23 protein-coding genes are annotated in these 23,009 nt (G+C 72.5%); 11 read left to right on the plus strand and 12 right to left on the minus strand.

Annotation, left to right across the window (positions count from 1 at the left end):
- Nucleotides 1-1,453: NtaA/DmoA family FMN-dependent monooxygenase (locus GQQ95_RS18720; protein WP_157429128.1), on the minus strand; the 1,453-nt coding region annotated here is incomplete at its 3' end.
- 307 nt (nucleotides 1,454-1,760) lie between these two features.
- Between GQQ95_RS18720 and GQQ95_RS18725 the strand changes: the two genes are divergently transcribed.
- Nucleotides 1,761-3,425 (plus strand): stealth family protein, encoded by a 1,665-nt coding sequence (locus GQQ95_RS18725; protein ID WP_425482591.1) that lies wholly within the window; start codon nucleotides 1,761-1,763, stop codon nucleotides 3,423-3,425.
- A 173-nt stretch (nucleotides 3,426-3,598) separates the two neighbouring features.
- Here the strand turns inward: GQQ95_RS18725 and GQQ95_RS18730 are convergent, their stop codons facing one another.
- Both GQQ95_RS18730 and GQQ95_RS18735 read right to left on the minus strand, forming a co-directional pair.
- Complete coding sequence (locus tag GQQ95_RS18730) at nucleotides 3,599-4,543, minus strand: phosphodiesterase (RefSeq protein ID WP_157429129.1); 945 nt, start codon at nucleotides 4,541-4,543, stop codon at nucleotides 3,599-3,601.
- 122 nt (nucleotides 4,544-4,665) lie between these two features.
- A complete protein-coding gene (locus GQQ95_RS18735) occupies nucleotides 4,666-5,235 on the minus strand; it encodes a hypothetical protein (RefSeq protein WP_157429130.1) in 570 nt (189 codons plus the stop codon).
- 226 nt (nucleotides 5,236-5,461) lie between these two features.
- On the opposite strand from GQQ95_RS18735, the gene GQQ95_RS18740 reads away from it, so the two are divergent.
- Together GQQ95_RS18740 and GQQ95_RS18745 are read left to right on the plus strand one after the other, a co-directional pair.
- The gene (locus GQQ95_RS18740; RefSeq protein ID WP_157429131.1) at nucleotides 5,462-5,746 is read left to right on the plus strand and encodes a Fe-S cluster assembly protein HesB; all 285 of its coding nucleotides are present in this window, start codon (nucleotides 5,462-5,464) and stop codon (nucleotides 5,744-5,746) included.
- Between the two features lie 185 nt (nucleotides 5,747-5,931).
- Nucleotides 5,932-7,449 (plus strand): glycosyltransferase, encoded by a 1,518-nt coding sequence (locus GQQ95_RS18745; protein WP_170297123.1) that lies wholly within the window; start codon nucleotides 5,932-5,934, stop codon nucleotides 7,447-7,449.
- A gap of 30 nt (nucleotides 7,450-7,479) precedes the next feature.
- Here GQQ95_RS18745 and GQQ95_RS18750 read toward each other — a convergent pair whose 3' ends face one another.
- The 4 genes from GQQ95_RS18750 to GQQ95_RS18765 all read right to left on the minus strand — a co-directional run bounded on the left by GQQ95_RS18750 (nucleotide 7,480) and on the right by GQQ95_RS18765 (nucleotide 13,737).
- Complete coding sequence (locus tag GQQ95_RS18750) at nucleotides 7,480-7,896, minus strand: ribosomal maturation YjgA family protein (RefSeq protein WP_157429133.1); 417 nt, start codon at nucleotides 7,894-7,896, stop codon at nucleotides 7,480-7,482.
- A 5-nt stretch (nucleotides 7,897-7,901) separates the two neighbouring features.
- Nucleotides 7,902-9,851 (minus strand): DEAD/DEAH box helicase, encoded by a 1,950-nt coding sequence (locus GQQ95_RS18755; protein WP_212275602.1) that lies wholly within the window; start codon nucleotides 9,849-9,851, stop codon nucleotides 7,902-7,904.
- 143 nt (nucleotides 9,852-9,994) lie between these two features.
- Nucleotides 9,995-11,038 carry a HoxN/HupN/NixA family nickel/cobalt transporter gene (locus tag GQQ95_RS18760; RefSeq protein WP_212275607.1) on the minus strand — a complete coding sequence of 348 codons (1,044 nt, stop codon included), beginning with the start codon at nucleotides 11,036-11,038 and terminating at the stop codon, nucleotides 9,995-9,997.
- Nucleotides 11,039-11,091: 53 nt separating this feature from the next.
- Complete coding sequence (locus GQQ95_RS18765) at nucleotides 11,092-13,737, minus strand: MMPL family transporter (RefSeq protein ID WP_157429134.1); 2,646 nt, start codon at nucleotides 13,735-13,737, stop codon at nucleotides 11,092-11,094.
- 122 nt (nucleotides 13,738-13,859) lie between these two features.
- Between GQQ95_RS18765 and GQQ95_RS18770 the strand changes: the two genes are divergently transcribed.
- Entirely contained in the window at nucleotides 13,860-14,429 is a 570-nt protein-coding gene (locus GQQ95_RS18770) for a TetR/AcrR family transcriptional regulator (protein ID WP_246205806.1), read from the plus strand.
- 28 nt (nucleotides 14,430-14,457) lie between these two features.
- On the opposite strand, the gene GQQ95_RS18775 is transcribed toward GQQ95_RS18770, so the two are convergent.
- The gene (locus GQQ95_RS18775) at nucleotides 14,458-14,958 is read right to left on the minus strand and encodes a MarR family winged helix-turn-helix transcriptional regulator (protein WP_246205807.1); all 501 of its coding nucleotides are present in this window, start codon (nucleotides 14,956-14,958) and stop codon (nucleotides 14,458-14,460) included.
- Between the two features lie 22 nt (nucleotides 14,959-14,980).
- Here GQQ95_RS18775 and GQQ95_RS18780 point away from each other — a divergent pair, with 22 nt between their 5' ends.
- From GQQ95_RS18780 to GQQ95_RS18800, 5 genes are all read left to right on the plus strand, one after another.
- Entirely contained in the window at nucleotides 14,981-15,274 is a 294-nt protein-coding gene (locus GQQ95_RS18780; protein ID WP_246205809.1) for a hypothetical protein, read from the plus strand.
- A gap of 66 nt (nucleotides 15,275-15,340) precedes the next feature.
- A complete protein-coding gene (locus GQQ95_RS18785) occupies nucleotides 15,341-16,411 on the plus strand; it encodes a DNA polymerase IV (RefSeq protein ID WP_484456019.1) in 1,071 nt (356 codons plus the stop codon).
- 128 nt (nucleotides 16,412-16,539) lie between these two features.
- The gene (locus tag GQQ95_RS18790) at nucleotides 16,540-16,947 is read left to right on the plus strand and encodes a group I truncated hemoglobin (protein WP_157429136.1); all 408 of its coding nucleotides are present in this window, start codon (nucleotides 16,540-16,542) and stop codon (nucleotides 16,945-16,947) included.
- A 4-nt stretch (nucleotides 16,948-16,951) separates the two neighbouring features.
- On the plus strand, nucleotides 16,952-18,157 hold the full coding sequence (locus GQQ95_RS18795; RefSeq protein WP_157429137.1) for a globin domain-containing protein: 1,206 nt from the start codon (nucleotides 16,952-16,954) through the stop codon (nucleotides 18,155-18,157).
- The gene (locus GQQ95_RS18800; protein ID WP_157429138.1) at nucleotides 18,154-19,071 is read left to right on the plus strand and encodes a DivIVA domain-containing protein; all 918 of its coding nucleotides are present in this window, start codon (nucleotides 18,154-18,156) and stop codon (nucleotides 19,069-19,071) included. Before GQQ95_RS18795 ends, GQQ95_RS18800 begins: the two co-directional genes overlap by 4 nt.
- 55 nt (nucleotides 19,072-19,126) lie before the next feature.
- Here the strand turns inward: GQQ95_RS18800 and GQQ95_RS18805 are convergent, their stop codons facing one another.
- The 3 genes from GQQ95_RS18805 to arfB all read right to left on the minus strand — a co-directional run bounded on the left by GQQ95_RS18805 (nucleotide 19,127) and on the right by arfB (nucleotide 21,385).
- Nucleotides 19,127-19,816: a ThuA domain-containing protein gene (locus GQQ95_RS18805; RefSeq protein ID WP_157429139.1), complete on the minus strand. Its 690-nt coding sequence runs from the start codon at nucleotides 19,814-19,816 to the stop codon at nucleotides 19,127-19,129.
- A gap of 209 nt (nucleotides 19,817-20,025) precedes the next feature.
- Entirely contained in the window at nucleotides 20,026-20,829 is an 804-nt protein-coding gene (locus GQQ95_RS18810) for an MBL fold metallo-hydrolase (protein WP_246205811.1), read from the minus strand.
- Nucleotides 20,830-20,947: 118 nt separating this feature from the next.
- Nucleotides 20,948-21,385: an alternative ribosome rescue aminoacyl-tRNA hydrolase ArfB gene (gene arfB / locus GQQ95_RS18815; protein WP_157429140.1), complete on the minus strand. Its 438-nt coding sequence runs from the start codon at nucleotides 21,383-21,385 to the stop codon at nucleotides 20,948-20,950.
- Nucleotides 21,386-21,425: 40 nt separating this feature from the next.
- Between arfB and GQQ95_RS18820 the strand changes: the two genes are divergently transcribed.
- Nucleotides 21,426-21,998 (plus strand): GrpB family protein, encoded by a 573-nt coding sequence (locus GQQ95_RS18820; RefSeq protein WP_246205813.1) that lies wholly within the window; start codon nucleotides 21,426-21,428, stop codon nucleotides 21,996-21,998.
- Here the strand turns inward: GQQ95_RS18820 and GQQ95_RS18825 are convergent.
- Complete coding sequence (locus GQQ95_RS18825; RefSeq protein WP_157429142.1) at nucleotides 21,988-22,215, minus strand: RNA-binding S4 domain-containing protein; 228 nt, start codon at nucleotides 22,213-22,215, stop codon at nucleotides 21,988-21,990. The two genes, GQQ95_RS18820 and GQQ95_RS18825, sit on opposite strands and share 11 nt — an antisense overlap.
- Before the next feature lie 109 nt (nucleotides 22,216-22,324).
- Here GQQ95_RS18825 and GQQ95_RS18830 point away from each other — a divergent pair, with 109 nt between their 5' ends.
- Nucleotides 22,325-22,981 carry a pyridoxine/pyridoxamine 5'-phosphate oxidase gene (locus GQQ95_RS18830; protein ID WP_157429143.1) on the plus strand — a complete coding sequence of 219 codons (657 nt, stop codon included), beginning with the start codon at nucleotides 22,325-22,327 and terminating at the stop codon, nucleotides 22,979-22,981.
- Nucleotides 22,982-23,009: the final 28 nt, after the last annotated feature.

Here is a 23,009-nt window from a genome sequence, read left to right on the forward strand (position 1 = left end):
CGCCCGGGCCGCCCGCGCCGCCCGCGCCGCCGGCGCGAACCCCCGGGCGCAGCGACCCGGCGTGTGCCGCGACCTCGTGGGCCCGGGCATGCACGTTGTCGGGGCGGGCGAGGCCGAGGTGCTCCCGGAGCGTGGTGCCCTCGTACTCCGTCGCCAGCAGGCCCCGTCGCTGCAGTTCGGGGGCGACCCCGAGCGCGAAGGCCTCGAACTGCGCCGGATGCGTCGCGGCGAGCACGTTGAAGCCGTCGACCGCCCCGGCATCGCTCCAGGCCTCGAACTCGGAGGCGATGTCCTCGGCCGTGCCGACGATCATCGACGCGTTCACGGATGCCGCGACGACGAGGTGCCGCAGCGTGGGCGGCCGATCTCCCGAAGGGCTGCGCCCCGTGCGCTCCGCGACGATCTCGACGAGTTCCTGGCCGACGGCGCTGAATCCGGCCACGACGGCCGTGGTGACGCCGGCGTCGGGACTGCGGTGCGACACGTCCACGCCGAGGAGCGAGGAGAGCTGCGCGAGCGACCGGTCGGCCGGGAAGGCGGGCGGCGGCGCATCCGGCCAGTCCTCGGCGATCTGCACGAGCTCGCTGAGCTCGTCGGCGATCGACTGGGCGTGTGCACGGGTCTCGCCGACGATCGGCAGCACCGGCGCGATGACCTTGAGCGTGCGGTCGTCGCGGCCGGACTCGAACGCGAGGGCCCGGAGCTCCTCGCGCACGGCGATCGCGTGCTCGAGGTCGCTGACCGCGACGAGCGCGAGGTCCGCGTTCTGCGCCGCGAACAGGCGCGACCGCGGCGAGGTCCCCGAATGCACGATGGGCAGGTGCCCCTGCACGGGTCGCACGGCGTTCAACGGGCCGGTCACGTTCAGGTGGCGGCCGTCGAAGTCCGTCGCGTGCAGCTTCGACGGGTCGAGCAGGGCGCCCGTCGCGGCATCCGCGATGATCGCGTCGTCCTCGAAGGAGTCCCAGAGCGTGCGGAGCACCTGCTCGAACTCGACCGCACGGTCGAACCGACTGTCATCGGACGGGCGCGCGTCGCGGCCGTGGTTGCCCGCCGTTCGCGCCTCCGAGCCGGTCACGAGGTTCAGGCCGATGCGCCCGCCCGAGAGCAGGTCGGCCGACGCCGTCGCCCGCGCGAGCGTGTACGGATCCGCGTAGGTCGTGTTCGCGGTGGCGATGAGGCCGATGCGGCTCGTGAGCCCGGCGAGGTAGGTCACCGCGGACAGCGGGTCGACGCGGGCCAGGAGGTACGGGTCGCGATACGCGAGGTCCTCGCCCGTCGCGAGCCAATCGCCGAAGAAGAGGTAGTCGAGCCGCGCGGCCTCGGCGACCTCCGCGGTGCGGCGGAGCACGGCGGCGTCGCCCCGCGGGTCGCGGTGCGCGCCCGGCGCCCGCCACCCCGAGGGATACGCGCCCAGCGTGCGGATCATCGCGCCGATGATGAGTCGTGACATGTCGACCTCCCGAACCAGACGGTACGGAGCGCCCACGACCCGCGCGAGGGCCCGCGTCACACGGGTCAACGCGCCGTCACACGCCGTCGGATGACCCGTCACACGGCTTGATCCGCCGTCATGCGGGGTCACTGGGCGACGCACATGTGCGCGACGTAGAATCGGAGTCCGTGAGCCGCAGAGCAGCTCCCAGAGCCATATTGGAGAGTTCCGCTTCGTGACGATGAACGACCGCGACCGCCCGACCGACCAGCTTCGACGCGACCGTGGTGCGTTCGCAGCAGCCGAGTCCGAGGCCGGTCCCCCGATGCGCCTCTCCGACGCATCCGAACTCGTGCTCGTGACCTCGTCACGACGCGACCCGCGGTTCGATCGCGACGACATCGTCATGCGCAAGGGGCAGTACGCCCTGCGCAACGGCCACCTCACCCCGCGCGAGTCGATGGTCGAGGACCTCCTCGCCATCGGCGCAGCGCTCGATGCCGCCGACATCGGCTTCCTCCTCGTCCGCGGCAACGACGACCGCCTCGTCATCGCCGTCGACCGGGCCTGCCGCAAGGCGATCGCGCGCGCGTTCGGCGAGGCCTTCGCCACCGAGCCGTTCTACGCCGAGACCGTCGCGCCCAAGCGCAGCGCCGGGTACCCCGCACTCCTCGCCGACGGCCACCTCTCCGGTCACCGCAAGGCGTCGGTGATCCGCATCCACCGGCCGCGCGTCGAGCCCGTCGGGCGCCTGCGCTACGGGCCCGAGACCGGCGTGCAGCTCGAGTTCTGGCGCTTCGGCGACGACGACATCGAGGCGCCGCTCGAGAACGCGCTGATGCGCCGCACCCTGCCGCGGTCCGAGGCGATCGACGACGTCGTCCACCTGTTCGGCCGCGACTGGCCCACGCTCGAGAACATGTTCGCCCCGCTCGCGAGCGACGTCGACTTCGAGATCGACATGGTCTTCTCCTGGGTCGACGGGTCGAGCGACGAGTTCCAGCGCGAGCGGGCGAAGCGCATGGCCAACTACGTGGTCGGCGAGGGCGACGACTCCGAGGCGCGCTACCGCCAGATCGACGAGCTGAAGTACGCGCTGCGCTCGGTGCACCTGTTCGCGCCCTGGGTGCGACGCATCTTCATCGCGACCGACTCCCCCGCCCCGGCCTGGCTCGCGCGGCATCCGAAGGTCACGCTCGTGCGCAGCGAGGAGATGTTCGCCGACCCGTCGGTGCTGCCCACGCACAACTCGCACGCCGTCGAGAGCCAGCTGCACAACATCGAGGGCCTCGCCGAGCACTTCCTCTATTCCAACGACGACATGTTCTTCGGCCGGCCCATCTCGCCCGGGCTGTTCTTCTCCCCCGGCGGCGTGACGAAGTTCGTCGAGGCGGCGACCCGCATCGGGCTCGGCGAGACGCACCCCGGCCGGTCCGGCTTCGAGAACGCCGCCCGGGTGAACCGTGCGCTGCTCCGCGAGCGCTTCGGCAAGGTCACGACCCGGCACCTCGAGCACTGCGCCGCGCCGCTCCGCAAGAGCGTCATGGCCGACCTCGAGGCCGCCTTCCCCGAGGACTTCCGTCGCACCGCGGCAAGCCGCTTCCGCTCGGCCACCGACATCTCGGTCACCAACTCGCTCTATCACTACTACGCGCTGCTCACCGGGCGTGCGGTGGTGCAGACCGACGCGCGCGTCAAGTACATCGAGACCACGCTGAAGCGCGCGCTGCCCGCCATGCGCCGCCTGCTGAAGCGCCGCGACCAGGACATGTTCTGCCTGAACGACGGCAGCTTCCCCGAGATCTCCGTCGAGGAGCGCACCACGGCGGTCATCGACTTCCTCGAGCGCTACTTCCCGTTCCCCGCGCCCTGGGAGAAGACGGCGGAGTCCGCGATGCGGGCGGATGCCGCGGGCACGGCGCCGGCGGGCGCGCGATCGACTGCTGCGGCATCCGCTGCCGGCTCGGTCGACGCCGACCTCACCGCCTGAGCCCCGGCGCGGTCGTGGGCTCGGCGCCCCACGGCGTTCCCGCGACGGTTCGCGGCGCTGCGGAAGCCTGCAGGCGTCCTCGACCCCGCAGAGCGTCGCGGGAGCACGGAGCGAGCACGGAGCGAGCACGGAGCGAGCACGGCAGGCGGATCCGGCGCGACGCGCGCGCTGCGTCAGCCGGCGAGCACCGGGATCGGCATGGTGAACGGCGGCTCCTCGGTCACCGGCGCGGTCGCGGCATCCGCGATCGAGACGCCGGATGCCGCGAGCCGCCGGGCGCTCTCGTCGGCGTCGACCCAGTCGAGCGCGGGCGTCGCCCCGAGCGGCACCACCGAGTGCAGCACGGTCGTCGGGTACACGTGGATGAGGTTGAAGGCGCGCGCGCCGTCGCGCCCGCGGGTGCCGCCGACCGGCACGTTGAGGTCCTGCGTGTAGCAACTCGCCGAGGCGACCGACACGGGCACCCCCGCGAACGTCGCGGTCGAGGAGTAGTGCAGGTGCCCGGCGATGATCGAGCGGATGTCGCTGCCCTCGACGACCTCGGCGAGCGCCGACTGGTCGCGCAGTTCGACCGACACCGCGAGGTCGAGCACGCTCGGCACGGGCGGGTGGTGCATCGCGAGGATCGTGCCGTGCGGAGCCGGGATGGAGAGCTCCTCGGCGAGCCAGTCGAGCTGTGCGGGCGACACCTCGCCGTGGTGGTGGCCGGGCACCGTCGAGTCGAGGGTGATGACGCGCAGCCCGTTCACGTCGTCGACGCGGTCGACGGGGCGATGCCCGCCGTGACGGTCGTCGAGCAGTCCGCGCCGGAACGCCGCCCGGTCGTCGTGGTTGCCCATGACCCAGATCACCTTGGCGCCCAGGCGCTCGGCGACGGGGTCGACGATCTCGCGGATGCGGTCGTACGCGTCGGGCTCGCCCTTGTCGGCCAGGTCGCCCGTGAAGACGATCGCCTCGGGCCGACCGCCGGAGGCCTCGAACTCCTCGAAGAGGGTGCGCAGGTGCTGCTCGCTCGCGACCCGGTCGTAGAGGCGTCCGCCTCCTCCGAGCAGGTGCGTGTCGCTGATGTGCAGCAGGAAGTGGTGCGGCCGCGGGTACTCGGCGGTCCGGGTGCTCATGGGGGGCGTCCCATCGTCGGTGGTGACGCACGACGTCGGGCGTCGCGCTCACCATAGCCGACCACGCCGATCTGAACGGCGCATGAAGACGGAGTGTGACCGAGCTGAAACGTGCCGGGCCGTCAGCCGGCGGGCTTCTCGGGCTTCTTCGTCTGCCCGGGAGCGGTGTCGCGGCCGGTGCCGCTCGTGGGCTCGGGCGTGGCGGTCGGCTCGGGCTCGGTCGCCGGCTCCGGCGATTCCTCGGGCTCGTTCACGGGGTCGGTCGGTCGATCCTCGACGGGGTCGGCGGGCGGCGGCTCGTCGAGCGGTGAGGGCGTCGGCGTCGTGCCCGGTGCCACCGTGCTCGGCGCCGCCGGATCGTCGGAGGTGGGCCTCGACGGACCCACGGCCGGTGCCGCGTCATCCGGTCGCTGGGGCGTGCCCGCGGGCTGCAGCAGCGCGATCGTGCCACCGAGCAGGGCGAGCACGGCGATGCCCGTCGCGATGACGAGCACGCGCAGGCGTTGCGCGCGCAGCCAGGCCGTGGCCGCCATCAGGCGCGGGCGGAGGGCGGTCATCGTCGCGGCGGCCGTTCGGGCGAGCGAGGCACGCGCCGCGGCGACCCGGAACGGACGGACATCGGCCGCGGGCGGCGCGACGTGGCGACCCCGGCGTCGCGGCTCGACGGGATCGCCGCCGGACGTCTCGCTCACCCGCCACCTCCGCTTCGCCGCGGCCCGTGCCGGTTCGCAGTCCGTATCGAGGATAGGCGGTGGTGGCTGCGAGGCGCATGTCGAGCAAGCCCGTCGGAGGCCGACCAGCCGCGCGCCCGGGGCCGCGCGGGCGAGTCTGCGGCATCCGCCGTCGAGGTGCAAGGGGGTTGCGACGATCCGAGCGGCCCGGAAGGGTGGGACATTCGTGATCGCAGAGGAGGAGCACATGCTCACACTGACCGAGAACGCCAGCACCGTCGTGAAGGAGATCGTCTCCCGCAACGGCGCCCCCGAGGGATCCGGGCTGCGGATCAACGCGCAGGACACCGAGGCGACCGAGTTCGCCGTGGCGGTCGTGCCGACGCCCGATCCGACCGACTCCGTCGTCGAGCAGGACGGCGCCCGGGTCTACCTCGGCGAGGCCGCCGCCGTCGCCCTCACCGACAAGACCCTCGACGCGAGGGTCGGCGATGACGGCCGCGTGTCGTTCGAGATCGGCCTGCAGGCCTGACGGTCGCATCGATCGAGCGACGGATGCCGCGGGGCTGGTGCCCCGCGGCATCCGTCGTCTCGCTCCGTCGGGGGCTCGAATGACGCTGGGACCACGCGTTAAGCTCGACTGATGTCGGTCTCCAGCATGCGAACCCGGCGGCGATGACGGGCCGGACCTCCCTGCCTGCCGGACGGCATTTCGCCGTGACCTGGTCGATCCCCGACGAGTTCGGCGGCATGACCGATGCGCTGCTGCGCCGCTCCGCGGCCTTCCATCGGCTCGGCGGCGTGGAGGTCGACGTGCTCACCTTCGACCTGCGACCCGACACCCCCGAGGTCGAACGGGAGCTCCGCCGCCGCGGCTCGCTCGCCCCGGGCGTGCGCATCACGAACCTCTACGACTGGCTGAGGACGCATCCGCTGCCCGGCGGCTCCCTCCGCCTCGGTGAGGACGAGTTCAGCCCGCTGGCCGACGCGGACGCGACCGTGACGAGATGCCGCGGCGACCTGGTGATGAGTCGATCCCGGCTCGACGCGCACGGCGAGATCCTGCAGACCGACCACTACCGGGACGACGGCTCGCTGCTCCTCAGCGACCGGCGCGACGTCGCCCGCCGGGGCGTGATCGGCGGGCGCTCGATCGTGCTGTGCGACGGGGAGGGCCGACCGGTGCGGTCGTGGCGACGACGCTGGTCGCTCTACCGGGCGTGGCTGGACGCCATGACGGGCGGCGAGCCGAGCTTCATGGTCGTCGACAGCAAGGCCATCGCGAGGTTCATGGGCACCTACCACCGAGCTCACGTCGTCACGGCGCATGTCGTGCACGCCTCCCATCGGTCGGGCCCGGGCGACGACCACCCGATCCGGCGTTCGAGGCGGGAGGTGCTCGCGCAGCCCGAGCAGTTCGACCTCGTGGTCGTGCTCTCCCGGCGCCAGCGCGACGACCTCGAGCGGATCGTCGGCCGGAACGGCCATCTCACGACGATCCCGAATGCGCGGCCGCTCTCGGGGCGGCTCGCGGCGGCGGAGCGCGATTCGGGGAGCGGCATCGTGCTCGCGGCGCTCACCCGTCGAAAGCGGGTCTCCCACGCGATCGAGGCGGTGCAGGCGGCCTCCGCGCGAACGAGCGCGCGCGTCCACCTCGACGTCTACGGCGACGGCGAGAGCCGGTCCGCCCTCGAACGGCGGATCGCCGATCCGTCGGCGATCCGGCTCAGGGGCTTCGAACCCGACGCCCGCCGGCACCTGTCCACCGCCTCGTTCCTCCTGCTCACCTCGCACTCCGAGGGGTTCCCCCTGGTGATCGTCGAGGCCATGGCCGCCGGGTGCCTGCCGATCGCGTACGACGTCCCGTACGGTCCGGCCGACCTCATCCGCGACGGACGCAACGGGTTCCTCGTCCCGGCCGGCGACGTCGAGGCCCTCGCCGATGCCATCGTGCGACTGCAGCGGATGCCGCCGAGGAGGGTCACCCGCATGCGGGCCGCAGCCGTGCGGAGCGCCCGCCGGTTCGACGACGAGCGCGTGACGCGGACCTGGGCCCGCGAGCTCCGCCTCGCCGCGCTCCGGCGTGAGCTGCGCAGCCCCGATCGGTACCGACACCTGCGTGGCGCGGCCGATCGACTGCCGCTGCCCCGGGCCGTGCGCTCCTTCGGGGCGCGCGCCGTCCGCGGCCTCGACGGCGGTCTCCGTCGCCTCGGTCGACGCGGTGGGGCGAACTGAACGCGCGCCCCTGACGAGGGCGTCGCCGATTCAGTCGGCGGCCGGATCGGAGCCGGCGGTCGTCGCGGATGCCGCCCGCGGCGCGATCGAGGATCGCCTCGCGGCGGCGTGGAGGGCGAAGAGCAGCAGTGCGCCGATGGCGTACCCCACGAGGTCGAGCGGATCGAACGAGCTGCCGAAGACGAGCCGGAGCGGCGGCACCGCGTCGACGAGCAGGCCGGGCAGGCCCGTGAGCTGCAGCAGCTCGACGGCCGCGGAGACGGCGAACCCCGTCACCGCGATCACCGCACTGGAGAGGCCGGGCCGCACGATCGCGACGAGCAGTCCCACGAGGCACGCGTAGAGCGCGCTCCCCGCGAGGTCGATCGCGACCGTCCGATCGAGCAGCTGCAGGCCGAGGCCCGCGAGCAGCACGATGACGGCCGCGATCGCGCAGCGCGCTCGCATCGGACCTAGTCGTCGCGGCCGGGCTTGTGGCGCGGCTTGCGCGCGGGCGCGTCGCCGCCGCGGTCGTCGCCGCTGCCGCCGTCGGCGTCGGTGCGCGACGGGCGCTCGTCGTAGGGACGCGGCGGCCGGTCGTCGTACGAACGGGCCGGGCGGTCGAAGCGGCGGGCGGGACGAGCCCCGTCACGTCCGCCGTCGCGGTCGTTGCGGCGGGCCGGTGCGCCGCGGTCGGGCCGCAGCTCGATGAGGCGTCCGCTGATGCGCGTGCCGTCGAGGCGCTCGAGCGTCTCGCGGGGCAGGTCGGCGGGAAGCTCGACGAGTGAGAAGTCCGGGCGGATCTGGATCGCGCCGAAGTCCTCGCGGCGCAGGCCGCCCTCGTTCGCGAGCGCGCCGACGATCTGGCGGGGCTCGACCTTGTGCCGGCGTCCGACCGCGATGCGGTAGGTCGCGAGCTGCGGCCCGCCGCGTCCACGACGGTCGCCGCCGCGGTCGTCGTCGAAACGGCCGCCGCGCGATCCGCCGTCACGGTCGCCCCGGTCGCGGTCGCCGCGGCCTCGATCGTCGCGGTCCTTCCACTCGCGCGCGGGGCGCTCGGGCTCGGGCTCGAGCAGCAGCGGCGACTCGCCCTGCGACACGACGGCGAGCGCCGCGGCCACGTCGGCCTCGGGCACGTCGTGGTGCTTGACGTAGTGGCCGATGATGTCGCGGAAGGCCTCGATGCGGTCGGACTGCTCGAGGGCCGCGGTGATGCGCTCGTCGAAGCGCGAGAGGCGCGTCACGTTGACGTCGTCGACGCTCGGGAGCTGCATCTGCGTGAGCTCCTGGCGCGTGGCCTTCTCGATGGCCGAGATGAGGCGTCGCTCGCGCGGCGTCGCGAAGCTGATCGCGTCGCCCGAGCGGCCGGCACGGCCCGTGCGGCCGATGCGGTGCACGTACGACTCGGTGTCGGTCGGGATGTCGTAGTTGACCACGTGGCTGATGCGCTCGACGTCGAGGCCACGGGCCGCGACATCCGTCGCCACCAGGATGTCGAGCTTGCCCGACTTCAACTGGTTGACGGTGCGCTCGCGCTGGGCCTGGGCGATGTCGCCGTTGATGGCCGCGGCGGAGTACCCGCGTGCGCGGAGCTTCTCGGCCAGTTCCTCGGTGACGCTCTTCGTGCGGACGAAGATGATCATGCCCTCGAAGTTCTCGACCTCGAGGATGCGCGTGAGGGCGTCGATCTTCTGCTGGTGCGCGACGACGAGGTAGCGCTGCGTGATGGTCGAGGAGGTCGTCGTCTTGGTCTTGACGGTGATCTCTTCGGGGTCGTTCAGGTACTGCTTCGAGATGCGGCGGATCGCGCTCGGCATCGTGGCCGAGAACAGGGCGACCTGCTTGTCGTCGGGCGTGTCGGCGAGGATCGTCTCGACGTCTTCGGCGAAGCCCATCTTCAGCATCTCGTCGGCCTCGTCGAGCACGAGGTACTTGAGCTGCGAGAGGTCGAGCGTGCCCTTGTCGAGGTGGTCCATGATGCGACCGGGGGTGCCGACGACGATGTGCACGCCGCGGCGCAGGGCCGAGAGCTGCACGCCGTAGCCCTGCCCGCCGTAGACGGGGAGGATGTGCACGCCGCGCATGCGCGACGCGTACTTCTCGAACGCCTCGCAGACCTGCAGGGCCAGCTCGCGCGTGGGGGCGAGCACGAGCGCCTGCGGGCTCTTCTGCGACTCGTCGAGTCGGGCGAGGATCGGCAGCGCGAAGGCGGCCGTCTTGCCGGTGCCGGTCTGGGCCAGGCCCACGACGTCGCGCCCTGCGAGGAGGGTCGGGATGGTGGCGGCCTGGATGGCCGAGGGGGTCTCGTAGCCGACATCGGAGAGGGCCTTGAGCACGGCGCCGTCGAGTCCGAGGTCGGCGAAGCTGATCGCGGCGGGCTCTGCGGGAGCCTCGGCCACGACGGGGTTTTCGCCGGAAGTCACATTTCAGCCTACTCCCGCCCCCTGTGAGGCCACCGGGTGCCCGACGTGCGGCGCGGTGAGGCGACGAGCGGATGCCTCGGGCCGGCGCGGAGGTTCCGTGGAGGCAGGCGCCGCAGGGCCCCGCATGCCGGCCGTGGGCCGGTTCACGTCGACAGTGCGCGCGGTCGCCTCGTCACGAGGTACACCGCCACCCACGTCGCGAGCAGCAGCGCCGTGAGCACGAGCCCGAGGTCGTCGATGCCGACGGACGCGATCCAGGCGAAGGGGTCGCCGAAGCCGAGGTTCTCGACGAGCACGGAGGACAGCTGGACGAGCGCGATGAGGATCGCGGCGACGACGGAGAGGACGGTCATCGCGATGCCGTAGATCGTGCCGACCCTGCGCGACCCCGGATCCCCCGGCTGCCAGGCGTAGGCCCGCCGCATCACGGCGCCCTGCGTCGTGTCGAACGCGCTCATGCCCGCGGCGAACAGGATCGGGAGGGTGAGCGCCGCCCACCACGGCACCGAGGCGAGCGTCGAGGCGCCGGCGAGGGCGAGCAGTCCGATCTCGGTCGCGGTGTCGAAGCCGAGGCCGAAGAGCAGGCCCACGCCGTACATGCGCGACGGGCGGTCGACGGCGCGTTCGAACGGGCCGAGCAGGCGCAGGACCGGTCCGCCCGGCGACGCCTGGCCTTCCTCGCCCCGAGCCCTCGACCGCAGGGCGGCGAGGTTCACGGCGGCGATGACCAGCAGGAAGACGCCGGAGACCGTCGGCCCGATGACGCCGGTCCAGGCGTGCAGGGCCGACGAGTCGTCGGCGAGCGACGCGCTGATGGCCGTCACCCCGAACGTGAGCAGCACGCAGAGGACGAGCACGATCGTGGAGTGGCCGAGCGAGAACCAGAACCCGACGGTGTTCGCCGGGCGGCCGCGCTCGGTCAGGCGCCGGGTGGTGTTGTCGATCGCCGCGATGTGGTCGGCGTCGAAGGCGTGGCGAAGTCCGAGGGTGTAGGCCGCGAGGGCCACGCCGACCGTGACGAGCGCGGTGCCGTCACCCGCACCGAGCGGGATGCCGGCCGGCACGACCGCCAGCAGCAGCACGCCCCACCCGAGCACGTGGAGCGCGACGATGAAGGCCACCACGCCGATCGTGCCGCGCCGGGTCTCGACCGGATGGGGTGCGCTCATGGTTCGCTCATCTGCCACGGCGTCATGCTAGCGCCGGTGCGGACGGGCGGGCAGACCCGAACGGGCAGTCGTCAGTCCGACGCGGAGGTCCGTGCGGCGGGCGACTCGCCGTCGGCTCGGCCGGCGGCCGGTGCGGGCGCGGCCGTCGCAGCCACTGAGTCCGCGGCGTCCGCGGCATCCGCGTCGTCCTCGGCCGTGACGAGGTGGTGGCGACGCTCGAGCGCGGCCCCTTCGACGTCGACGTCGGGCATGATGCGGTCGAGCCACTTCGGGATCCACCAGGCCGAGCGGCCGAGCAGGTGCATGATCGCGGGCATCAGGAGCATGCGCACGACGAAGGCGTCGACGAGCACGCCGAAGGCGAGGCCGAAGCCGATCGAGCGGATCATGGTGGACTCCGAGAAGATGAATCCGCCGAAGACCGACACCATGATGAGGCCGGCCGCGATCACGACCGAGCGTCCGGCCCGCAGGCCCTGCGCCACGGCGAGGCGCGCGGACGACCCGTGCACGTACGCCTCGCGCATGCCGGTCGCGAGGAACAGCTGGTAGTCCATCGCGAGGCCGAAGAGGATGCCGACGAGGATCACGGGCAGGAAGCTCAGGATCGGCCCGGTGCTGATGCCCAGCGGCTCGGCGAACCAGCCCCACTGGAACACCGCGACGATCGCACCGTAGGTGGCGAACAGCGACAGGATGAAGCCGCCGGTGGCGATGATCGGCACGAGGAGCGAGCGGAACACGAGGATCATGATGAGCAGCGACAGGCCGACCACGACGACGAGGTAGAGCGGCAGCACGTCGGCCAGCCCCTCGGAGATGTCGATGTTGATCGCGGCCTGGCCGGCGACGCCGAGCACGATGTCGTCGTCGATCGGCGGCAGCTCGCGCAGGTCGCGCACGAGCTGCTCGGTCGAGGCGTCGTTCGGCCCCTCGGCGGGGAGCACCTGGAACACGGCGAGCGAGTTGTCGTCGGAGACGTCGACGGCGGCCACCGAGACGACGTCCTCCTGCGCGGCGAGGGTCGAGGCGATGTCGACCTGCAGCGCCAGGACGTCCTCGTCGGCCGTGCCGTCGGGCAGGGTCGCCGTGACGAGCAGCGGGCTGTTCGCGCCGGGCCCGAACTGCTCCTCGGTCACGGTGAACGCCTCGTACGCCGCCGAGTCGTGGGGCTCGCTCGAGCCGTCGGGCAGGCCGACCCGCATCGAGAGCGAGGGGATGGCGACGACGAGCAGGGCGAGGATGGTGACGACGCCCGTGAGCACGGCGCGCCACGTGGGCATGGCCTTCACGACGGGCGGGGCGTGGCGGTTGCCCTCGCCGAGGTGCTCGCGCACGCGGCGCCGGAGGATGCGCATGCCGAGCAGCCCGAGGAGGGCGGGCGTGAGCGTCGTCGAGATGAGCACGGCCACCGCCACCGCCACGGCGCCCACGGTGCCCATGAGGCCGAGGAACGGCACGCCGGTCACGTTGAGCGCGAGCAGGGCGACGATGACGGTGGCGCCCGCGAAGACCACGGCGTTGCCGGAGGTGCCGTTCGCGAGGCCGATGGACTCGACGACCTCGGCGCCCTGCAGCAGTTGCTTGCGGTGGCGGTTCACGACGAAGAGGGAGTAGTCGATGCCGACCGCGAGGCCGAGCATCACGGCGAGCATGGGCGTGACCGAGGCCATGTCGACGACGCCCGAGAACGCGAGCGAACCGAGGATGGCCACGGCGACGCCGAAGATCGCGGTGACGAGCGGGAGGGATGCCGCGATGACCGAGCCGAGCATCACGAGCAGCACGATCGCCGCGATGACGAGGCCGACCGCCTCGCCGATGCCGAACAGCTCGGGGACGCCCTGCGAGATGTCCGTCGAGAACGAGACCGAGACGCCCTCGACGGGCTCGGCCGAGAAGTGGTCGATGACCGACTGCTTGGCCTCCTCCGAGAGCTCGAGGCGGGGCACGGTGAAGGAGACGTTCGCGATCGCCGTCGATCCGTCCTCCGAGACCAGGCGGATGCCGTCGGCATAGCCGAGCAGCTCACCGCCGAGGTCGGCCTGCCCGGCCTGGTCCTCGAGCTCGGTGCGGCCCTCGTCGAGCTTGGCCTGCTCGGCGCTCAGCGTCTCGCGCTGGGCGTCGAGCTGGGCCTGCTGCGCGTCGAGCTGCGCCTGCTGCGCATCGAGCTCGTCCGTCGGCGCGCCGGCGGCCACGGCCTGCTCACGGGCCGCGTCGAGCTGCGCCCGTCCCGCGTCGAGCTGCGCCTGACCCGCCTCGAGCTGGGCCGAGCCGGCATCGAGCTGCGCCTGTCCCGCGTCGAGCTGCGCACGGCCGTCCTCGATCTGCTGCTGCCCGTCGGCGAGCTGCTGCTGCTGGTCCTCGAGCTGCTGCTGCGCCTCGAAGGGATCGACGACGTCCTCGACGTCGATGAGGTCGCCGCGGTCGGCGACGAGGTCGCTGATCTCGGACTGCTGCTCGTCGGTCAGCGCGCTGCCGTCGGTCGTGGTGAACACCACGGTCCCGGCGCCGCCGCTGTACTCGGGCATCTTCTCCTCGAGGTCGGCGATGACCTCGCCGGAGGCCGTGCCCGGCACGTCGAAGCTCGTGGTGAGCCCATTGAAGCCGACGAGGAATCCGCCGACCGCGATCGCGAGCACGACGGTCCAGGCGGCGACGACCACCCACGCCCTCCGCGCCGAGAACTTGCCCAGTCGGTACAACAGCTCAGCCACGTCATGTTCCTCTCGCGCGCGATCGAGGCTCCGATCGACCGTGCGAGTCTACGAGACGCACCGTCTCGTCTTCTGTGAGAACCATGAGCGGCCGACCGGACGGCGATGGGTAGCATGTGCTGGTGTCCGAGCATCGACGTGGTCCGGTCCGCAGCGAAGCCGCGCGGGTGGCGATCCTCGAGGCCACCGCACGGCTCTTCCAGACGCGCGGGTACGACCAGCTCACGATGGAGGGCATCGCGGCCGAGGCCCACGTCGGCAAGCAGACCATCTACCGCTGGTGGCCCTCGAAGGGCGCCCTCGTCGCCGACTGCCTGCTCGAGGGCCTGCTCTTCCGCGAGGGCTTCAGCCCGGCCGACACCGGGGACCTGCGCGCCGACCTCATCGCCTGGCTGCGCGGCATCCTCGCCTTCGTCGATCGCGAGGGCGGCGTCTCGATGGTCCACTCGCTCATCGCGGCAGCGGGCGACCACCCGAGCGTCGGGCTGAGGCTCTCCGAGGGACTCGGCGCCAACCAGCTCCTGCGCGCGCGCTTCGAGTCGGCCGTGGCGGCCGGGCAGCTCTCCCCCGACCGTCCGCTCGACGAGCTCGGCGACGCCTTCGTGGGAGCGGTGGTGCTCCGGGCGCTGAGTCGCACGCCCACGGATGCCGGGACCGCCGTCCGGCTCGTCGACGCCGTGCTCGGGGCCTGAGCGGTACGGCTCTTCCCGCGAGGCCGGCTCAGGCCGCCGGCGTCGCGGATGCCTCGGGGCTGATGCGCCCGATCAGGGAGGAGAGCTCGGCGTGCAGGTGCGCGAGCTCGGCGACCTCGACGCCGAGCGCCGCGACCACCTGCTCGGGCACCCGCTCGGCCTGCTGCCGCAGGCGGCGACCCTCGGGGGTGAGCCGCAGCGCGAGCTGGCGCTCGTCATGACTCGACCGCTCACGGGTGACGAACCCCGCGGCCTCGAGGCGCTTGACGAGCGGCGACAGCGTCGCGGGCTCGAGGCGGACGAGTCGGGCGACCTCGCTGAGCGCGCGCGGCTCCTGTTCCCACAGGGCGAGCATCACGAGGTACTGCGGATGCGTCAGCCCCATGGGTTCGAGGATCGGCTTGTACGTGCCGATCACGAGGCGCGAGGCGACGGCGAGCGCGAAGCAGAGCTGGCGCTCGAGCGCGAGCGGATCGGCTTCGTCGGCCTCGACGGGAGGCGGCTGACGGTCGTCGGTGCGGGCGATCACGATCGTTAGTATACTAACTGTTATGGCACGAAAGAAGACGGATGGCGCGACCGGCGCGGGGGCCCCGGCCGAACCGCGGACGCCCCGCACGCCCTCACGGCTGAACCCGTTCCTCGGCAAGCCGGGCTTCTACAACCGCTTCAACGCCGTCATCTACAACTTCACCGGCCCGGCCCAGGTCGGCATCGGCCGGCCCGAGGCGCCGTACATGCCGCCCGCCGATCCCCGCTGCCCGCTGTGCGGCCGCTCGATGGACCTGCACCGCATCGATCGCAGCGGCGAGCGCACGCAGGTGCACTGCCCCACGGGCGCGTAGCGCGCGACATCCGCCCAGCCTGCGAGACCCCTCCCGCACGCTTCCGCGACACGGCAGACTGAAGGCGTGGGCGCCTGGGTGCTGCACGTCGACCTCGACCAGTTCATCGCTGCCGTCGAGGTGCTGCGGCGCCCCGAGCTCGCCGGACTGCCCGTGATCGTCGGCGGTCGCGGGGACCCGTCGGAACGGGCGGTCGTCTCGACGGCGTCGTACGAGGCCCGCCGGTTCGGGGTCGGTTCGGGCATGCCGCTGCGCATCGCCGCGCGCAAGGCACCGGAGGCCGTCATCCTCCCCGTCGACCACGAGGCCTACACCGCGGCATCCGCCGTCGTCATGGCCACGCTCCGCGCACAGCCGGGCGCCACGGTGCAGGTGCTCGGCTGGGACGAGGCCTTCCTCGGGGTGCGCACCGAGGACCCGGAGGCGTACGCCCGCGCCGTGCAGCAGGCCGTGCTCGCGGCCACCCGCCTGCACTGCAGCGTCGGCATCGGCGACACGCTCGTACGCGCGAAGGTCGCGACCGGGTTCGGCAAGCCGCAGGGCGTGTTCCGGCTGACCGAGGAGAACTGGCTCGAGGTGATGGGCCACCGGCCGACGAGGGAACTGTGGGGCGTCGGCGCGAAGGTCTCCAAGCGCCTCGCGACGCTCGGCATCACGAACGTCGCCGAGCTGGCATCCGCCGACGCGGGCCCGCTCGTCACCGAGTTCGGCCCTCGGATGGGCCCGTGGTACCTCGACCTCGGTCGCGGCGAGGGCGCGCGCGTCGTCGACGACACCGAATGGGTCGCCAGAGGGCACAGCCGGGAGACCACGTACCAGCACGACCTCGTCGACCCCGCCGAGGTGGACACCGCACTGCGCACCCTCGCCGAGGCCGTGCTCGAGGATGTCGCGGCCGAGGGTCGGCCGGTGATGCGACTCACCCTCAAGGTGCGGTACGCGCCGTTCCTCACGAAGACCTTCAGCCGCAAGGTGCCGGAGACCACGGACCGCGACGAGGTCCTCGACCACGTGATCCGGTTCGCCGCCGACCGCATCGAGCCGGGGCGACCGATCCGGCTGCTCGGCCTGCGCGCCGAGATGCCGATGCCCGAGGACGCCCGCGAGGGGCACACGCCCACCCGGAGCGGCTGGTAGGCCGTAACCGCCTCAGGCCGGACCGGCGACGGCGCCGATCGCGGGCCGGGAACGCATTGGCCACGCGACCTCCGGGTCTGCTAGGAAAGGTACCCACAAGCCCTACCCCCCAAGTGAACGGATGAAACATGACGACTCCCAGCGTTGACCAGTCGGATGTGCTCGAAGTGAGCGACTACCAGGCCGTCGGAGGGGCGCCGGCGATCACCGCCGTCGTGAACCGGTTCTACGACCTCGTCGTCGCCGACGAGCAGCTCGCCGGGTACTTCGAGGGGGTCGAGATGGTCCGGCTCAAGCGCCACCAGGTCGCGCTGGTCTCGCAGGTCATGGGCGGGCCGGTCGAGTACGAGGGCCGTGAGCTCCGGGCCGCGCACGAGGGCATGGGCATCTCAACCGACGACTTCGCCGTCGTCGTCGGCCACCTGGTGACCGCACTGACCGAGGCGGGCGTGCTGGCCGAGATCATCGGCCGCGTCGGCGTCGCGCTCGGCGGCACCGAGGCCGACATCGTCGAGGTGACCTCGACGCAGGCCTGAATCGGTGAACACTGCCGCGCTGAAGGAGACGTGGGCGGCGGCCGAGTCACTCGGTGACGAGGTCCCGCTCTACTTCTACTCCCACCTGTTCCTCTCCCACCCCGAGCTCCGAGGCATGTTCCCGGTCTCGATGGCGACCCAGCGCGACCGGTTGGTCGGCGCGCTGGGCCGCATCGTGTCCCGGGTCGACGAACTCGACGAGGTGACCGCGTTCATCCAGCAGCTCGGGCGAGACCACCGGCGCTTCGAGGTCATCGCCGAGCACTACGACGCGGTCGGCGTCTCGCTGCTCGCGACCCTGAAGCACTTCCTCGGCGCCGGCTGGACCGAGGAGCTCGCGGCCGACTGGGCCGCGGCGTACGGCCTCATCGCGATGGTCATGGTCCAGGCGGCCGAGGAATCCGAGGCCACGGCCCCGGCCTCCTGGAACGCCCACGTGCTCGCGATCGACCGGCGGAGCATCGACGTGGCCGTCGTCCAGGTGCTCCCCGACCCCGCCCTCGAGTTCGAGCCCGGCCAGGCCATGGCCGTCGAGATCCCGGCGAGACCACGGCTCTGGCGATACTTCAGCCCGGCCAACGCTCCGCGCGCCGACGGCACCATCGAGTTGCACGTGCAGCTCGTGCCCGGCGGGCAGGTCAGCGGCGCCATGATCCGGACGCTCTCCGTGGGCGACACGCTGCGCCTCGGCGCCCCGATCGGCCAGGAACTCACGCTCGGCGAGCCCGAGCTCGGCCGTGACCTGCTGATGATCGCCGGTGGGGCCGGACTCGCGCCGCTGCGGGCCCACCTCGAACGCATCGACCAGCGGTGGCAGGCCACCGGCCAGGCACCCCGGGTGCACCTCTTCCACGGGGCGCGAGTGCCCTGGAACCTCTACGAGGCCAAGCTCCTCCGCGACCTGACCGTGCGCCCCTGGTTCACCTACACGCCCGTGGTGTCCGGCGACTCGAGCTATCCCGGCCGCCAGGGCCTCGTCGGCGATGCCGCCGCCGAAGACGCCAGGCCCGGTCAGCTCGCCCTCGTCGTCGGATCTCCCGACATGGTGCGGCACACCGTGTCGCGCCTCCGCGACGCCGGCCTGCCCTCGACCGACATCCGCTTCGAGCAGTTCGCGACGCTCGACGAGGACAGCCACGCAACGCATCACCACACCCAGAACCCGCAGCCGGCCCGGGCTGCCGAAGAGCAAGTGGGGACCCGCGCATGACACCCGACCGCATCGACGACGACGCGATTCCCGACGCCCCTCCCGCCGCCGAGCACGAGGGTGCGCTGGCCGGCGCCGTCGGTCGCCTCCCCGAGGCCGGCGAGGTCCGCTTCGCCACGAAGCACATCGGCGGCGGCTACGACCGCGTGGAGGTCGATGCGTTCCTGCAGCGGCTGTCCACGAGCGTCGGCGAGGTCCGCACCGCCCTCGAGAGCGAGCGACGTGAACTGGCCAGCCTGCGCGCCGAAAACGCGAAGCTCCGCGCCGAGGCCGGCACCGACGTCGAGCAGGAGATCGCCGCCGGAGCCGTCGGCCTGCTCTCGCAGGCGCAACTGATCGCCGACCGGGCCGTGGCCGATGCCGAGCAGTACGCCCGCGATCTCGTCGTGGCGGCACGCGACCAGTACCGCGAGGTCCTGGAGCGCGCGGAGCGCAGCGCCGGCCACGTGGTCGCAGGGCTGTCGGCCGGTCCCGCCAAGCCCGAGGGTCCGACGCTTCCCGAGATCGAGTACGTGCGCACGTACGCCAAGGTCGCCCAGATCCAGCTCCGCTCGGTGCTCGACGCGCTGACCGAACAGGTCGACCGTCTCGGCAACCTCCCCCAGGCCGACCAGGAGGCGCTCGCCGACTCGGCCGGCGTCGAGGAGCCCGATGAGGCCGGCGAGGAGCCGATCGGCGAGCCCGACTGGGCTCGGCCGGTCGCGACGCGCGGCTCCTTCGTCGAACCCGAGTCGTTCTCGATGCCCGGGTCGTTCGCCGAGGGGTCGGCGTTCTCGGAGGGCTCCGCGTTCTCCGAGGGGGCGGCGTTCTCCGACCAGTCGGCAGCGGCCTCGCCCGAATCGCCGGCGCCGACGAGCGGCCCGATCACCGCGCCGCCCGCGTTCCCGCCCGCGAAGACGGCGACGCAGCGCTGACGCTCGGCATCCCGGCTGCAGGAGATCTGCCGCCGGGATGCCGCCAGGAGCCGGCCTAGACCCGATCGTCCGCGCTCGGGCCGGGCACCGCGGCGAGCCAGGCGAGTGCCCGCGTCAGGAGCGCCCGGTGCTCGGGCGACTCGTAGGAGCGCACGTCGTGCCCCAGTGCGTCGTAGACCAGTCGCGAATGGCCGACCTCGCGTGCCCAGACGAGCGGATGCCGCGTGCCGTCCTCCTCGTGCTCGGCGATCGGCTCGATCGTGGCGAGCAGTTGCAGGCGCGTGTACCGCTCGTCGACGACCGTGAAGTCGGTGAGGCCCTCGGCGATCGCGTGGTTGCCGACGACGTGCACGTGCGCGCGCCCGATCGGCGGATGCCACGACACGTCGGGCACCCAGCGGCCGCCGAGGGCGCGTTCGAACGCGGCGTAGTCCCGCAGACTCGCCGCCGCCGCGTGCATCGCGAGGATGCCGACGCCGCGTTCCGACGCCGCGTCGAGGGCCGCCTCCGCAGCGGCGACCACCCGCTCGTCGGCCGGCGGGCGGTCGCCGGGGTCGCCCGCGTTCACCACGAGGACGCGGACCCCCGGGTCGAGGGCCGCGAGCGCGGCATCCGGGTCATCGCGCACGTCGACCTCGTAGCCGGCTTCCCGCGCCAGGTCGGCGAGCGCCGCGCTCGTCTCGGCGAACGGATGCCACGGGTCGGCGTAGCGCCCGCCGCCGCTCAGGATGACGACGTCGGTCATGGCTCCTCCTCACCGTCGAGCGCGCCGTCGCCTCGGTGCCGCCTGCCGCGCACTCGATGCGGACCCGCCTCACGATACGCGCGTCACCGCCGAGCGGCACCGGCTGCGTGACCGCCCTCGCCCCAGCCACCACGATGGCCCTACCCGCAGGTTGCACGAGGCGGGCGCAGCGCGCAGGCGCGGCGGGCGGGCACGCGGGCGAGCACCGACTACGACGGCCCGGCCGCCCGAGCGGCGGCGGTCGCGGCATCCGACCCGTTGCGCCACGGTTCGCCGTGGCCGGGCAGTAGCACCGACGCGCCGGTCTCGGCGAGCCCGTCCAGCGAGGCGAGCGCCATGGCGCTGTCGGCGGTCGCCGCACCCGACACGATCTGGGGTCCGTCGCCGCCCGTGTACGGGTTGAAGGTCACGAGCGCGTCGCCGCTCAGTACGGCGTCGGCCGCGGGGAGCGAGAGCGCGCAGTGCCCGAACGTGTGGCCGGGCGTGAACACGACCCGCGGATGCCCCGGCACGTCGAGCACCTCGCCGGGCAGCATCGGGACGAGACCGGTGACGCCCCGGACCGAGAGCGCCCCCGCCCTCATCATCCCGACGAGCGCCGGGATCGCCTTCGGATGCCGGATCGGGTAGATCAGGCGCGGATTCTCATGCGCGTAGCTGTACGGATGCGCCGCGAGCTCGTCCTCCTCGGCATGCGCGAAGATCGGCACGCCCCACTCCGCCCGCGCCCGCCCGGCGAAGCCGAGGTGGTCGAAGTGCGCGTGGGTGAGCACGATCGCCCTGACGTCCTCGGGCCGACGCCCGAGCGCGGTGATCGCCTGGACGATGGGGCGCCAGGTGCGCGGGTGCGCCGTGTCGACGATCGTGAGGGCGTCCTGCTCCTCGAGGAGGTAGCAGTTGACGTAGGCATGCTCGAGCCGGTGCACGCCGGGTGCGACGTTCCGCGTGAGCCTCGGCCGGCTTCGGATGCCGCGGCGGGCCTCCTGCGTCATGTGCGAGGTCGAACGGCTCATGTCCTTCCCTTCCTCGGGCGCCGCAGCACGGGCGCCGCTGAGCGCTCTTGCACCTCCACGTTCCGTCCCGTCGCGGAGCCTCGCAACCCCCTTGACGGGTGCCGTCCGGTCGTCTCCGTCAGTCCTGCGGGGGGCGGCGCAGCCGCTTGACGTCGGTGCGCCGCTTCTTCGCGTCCAGGCGCCGCTCCTTGGCGCCACGGCTCGGCTTCGTCGGGCGGCGGGTCGGCGGTGGCGGCCTGAGCCCGTCGCCCACGACGACGGCGAGGCGCTCACGCGCGGCGTTCCGGTTGAGCAGCTGCGAACGGTGCTCCGATGCGGTGATCGTCAGGACGCCGTCGACGAGGCGACCGCCCAGGCGCTCGAGCAGTCGCTCGCGCTGGAGCGGAGACAGCACGGCCGACCCCGCGACATCCCACACGAGTTCGGCCCGCGAATCGGCGGTGTTCACGCCCTGCCCGCCCGGACCGGAGGACCGCGAGAAGCGCCAGCTCAACTCGGACTCGGGGATCGTGAGTCGCGAGTCGACCTGGAGGCCGGGGCGGTGGGCGGCGGGCATGCACCCATCATGCTCCTCACTCAGGGGCGAGAATGTCACGGTGGAGAAACCGCGCCAGCAGCGCCGACCGGATGTCACGGCCCTCGACCTGATCGGAGGCAGGGAGGCGCTCACCGTCGACCTGCACGACCCCGACCCCGGTTGGCCGGGCAGGTACGCCGAGCACCGGCAGCGCATCCTGGAGGCCCTCTCCGCGGCGGACGTCGAGATCGAGCACATCGGATCCACGTCGGTTCCCGGACTCGCGGCGAAGCCGATCATCGACATCGTGGTGACGGTCGCCGACATCACCGCCGAGGAGGACTACCTCGACGACCTGCTCGATGCGGGCTACGAGCTGCGGGTCCGCGAACCGGGCCATCGCCTCGTGCGAACGCCGGCGCGCGACGTCCACGTGCACCTCCTCGAGCGGGGCGACCCCGCCGTGGACGAGTACCTCCTCCTGCGCGATCACCTCCGCTCCGACGCGGACGACCGAGACCTCTACGAGCGCACGAAGCGGATGCTGCTGAGCCGGCGATGGGACGACATGAACGACTACGCCGACGCGAAGTCCGAGGTCATCCTCGAGATCAAGGCCCGAGCACGGGCCGCGCGCGGAGTCACGAGCTGACGCGCACCATCCGCCCCTCGTAGCGGACGATGTCGCCCGCTCGCAGCTGCCGTCCGCGCCGGCGGTCGACCTCGCCGTTGACGGTCACCTCGCCATTGGCGATGGCTTCCTTCACGTCTCCCCCGGAGTCGAGGAGCCCCGCGAACTTGAGGAACTGCCCGAGGCGGATGACCTCACCGCCTACTGGGACGTCGTCGATCGGCGCCGGATTCGTCATCCCAGAATGCTAGCCGAGCGGCGCCGGCACGGCCCCCTTCTCCCCCTTGGATCGACACCCGGACTGGCGTACGAATCCGCTGCTCCGGGGCGAGTGCCAAGCTGGGACGATGACGACCCTGCGCGACCGCCTCCGGAGCACCCCGTCGATCGTGGGCCGCCCCCCGCACTTCGATCCGTCGAATGCGCCCGATGAACCGCGAGCACTGTTCGTCGACTGGCTGGAGGTCGCGCTCGCAGCCGAGGTCGCCGAGCCGCATGCGCTCACGCTGTCGAACGTCGACCCTGACGGCCGACCGGACGCTCGCATCCTCGTGCTCAAGGACGTCACCGCAGACGGGTCGTTCGAGATCGCCACCGGCGACGAGTCCGCGAAGGGCCGGCAACTGGGAGCCGACCCGCATGTCGCGCTCACGTTCTACTGGACGCCCCTGGCGCGGTCCGTTCGTGTGCGGGGCCTCGCCGAGCGGGCGACCCCGGCCGAGTCGGCTTCGGACTTCAGGGCGCGCAACGCGGCGGCGAAGGCGATCGCCCTGGCGGGTCGCCAGAGCGCACCGCTGCTCGATCTCGAGGAACGGGATCGCATCGTCGCGGAACGCCTCGCACGACTGGAGTCGGAACCCGACCTCGTCTCGCCCGAGTGGACGGTGTGGCGTGTCCGGCCGGCGAGCATCGAGTTCTGGCAAGGAGACCCCGGCCGGAACCACCTGAGGCTGCGGTACGAACGGACCGAGCACGGATGGGATCGGCTGCAGCTCTGGGCCTGACCCTGTTCCGCCCGACTGGTGGAGCGGT

Source organism: Agromyces salentinus, from assembly GCF_009749395.1.
Taxonomy (GTDB): domain Bacteria; phylum Actinomycetota; class Actinomycetes; order Actinomycetales; family Microbacteriaceae; genus Agromyces; species Agromyces salentinus.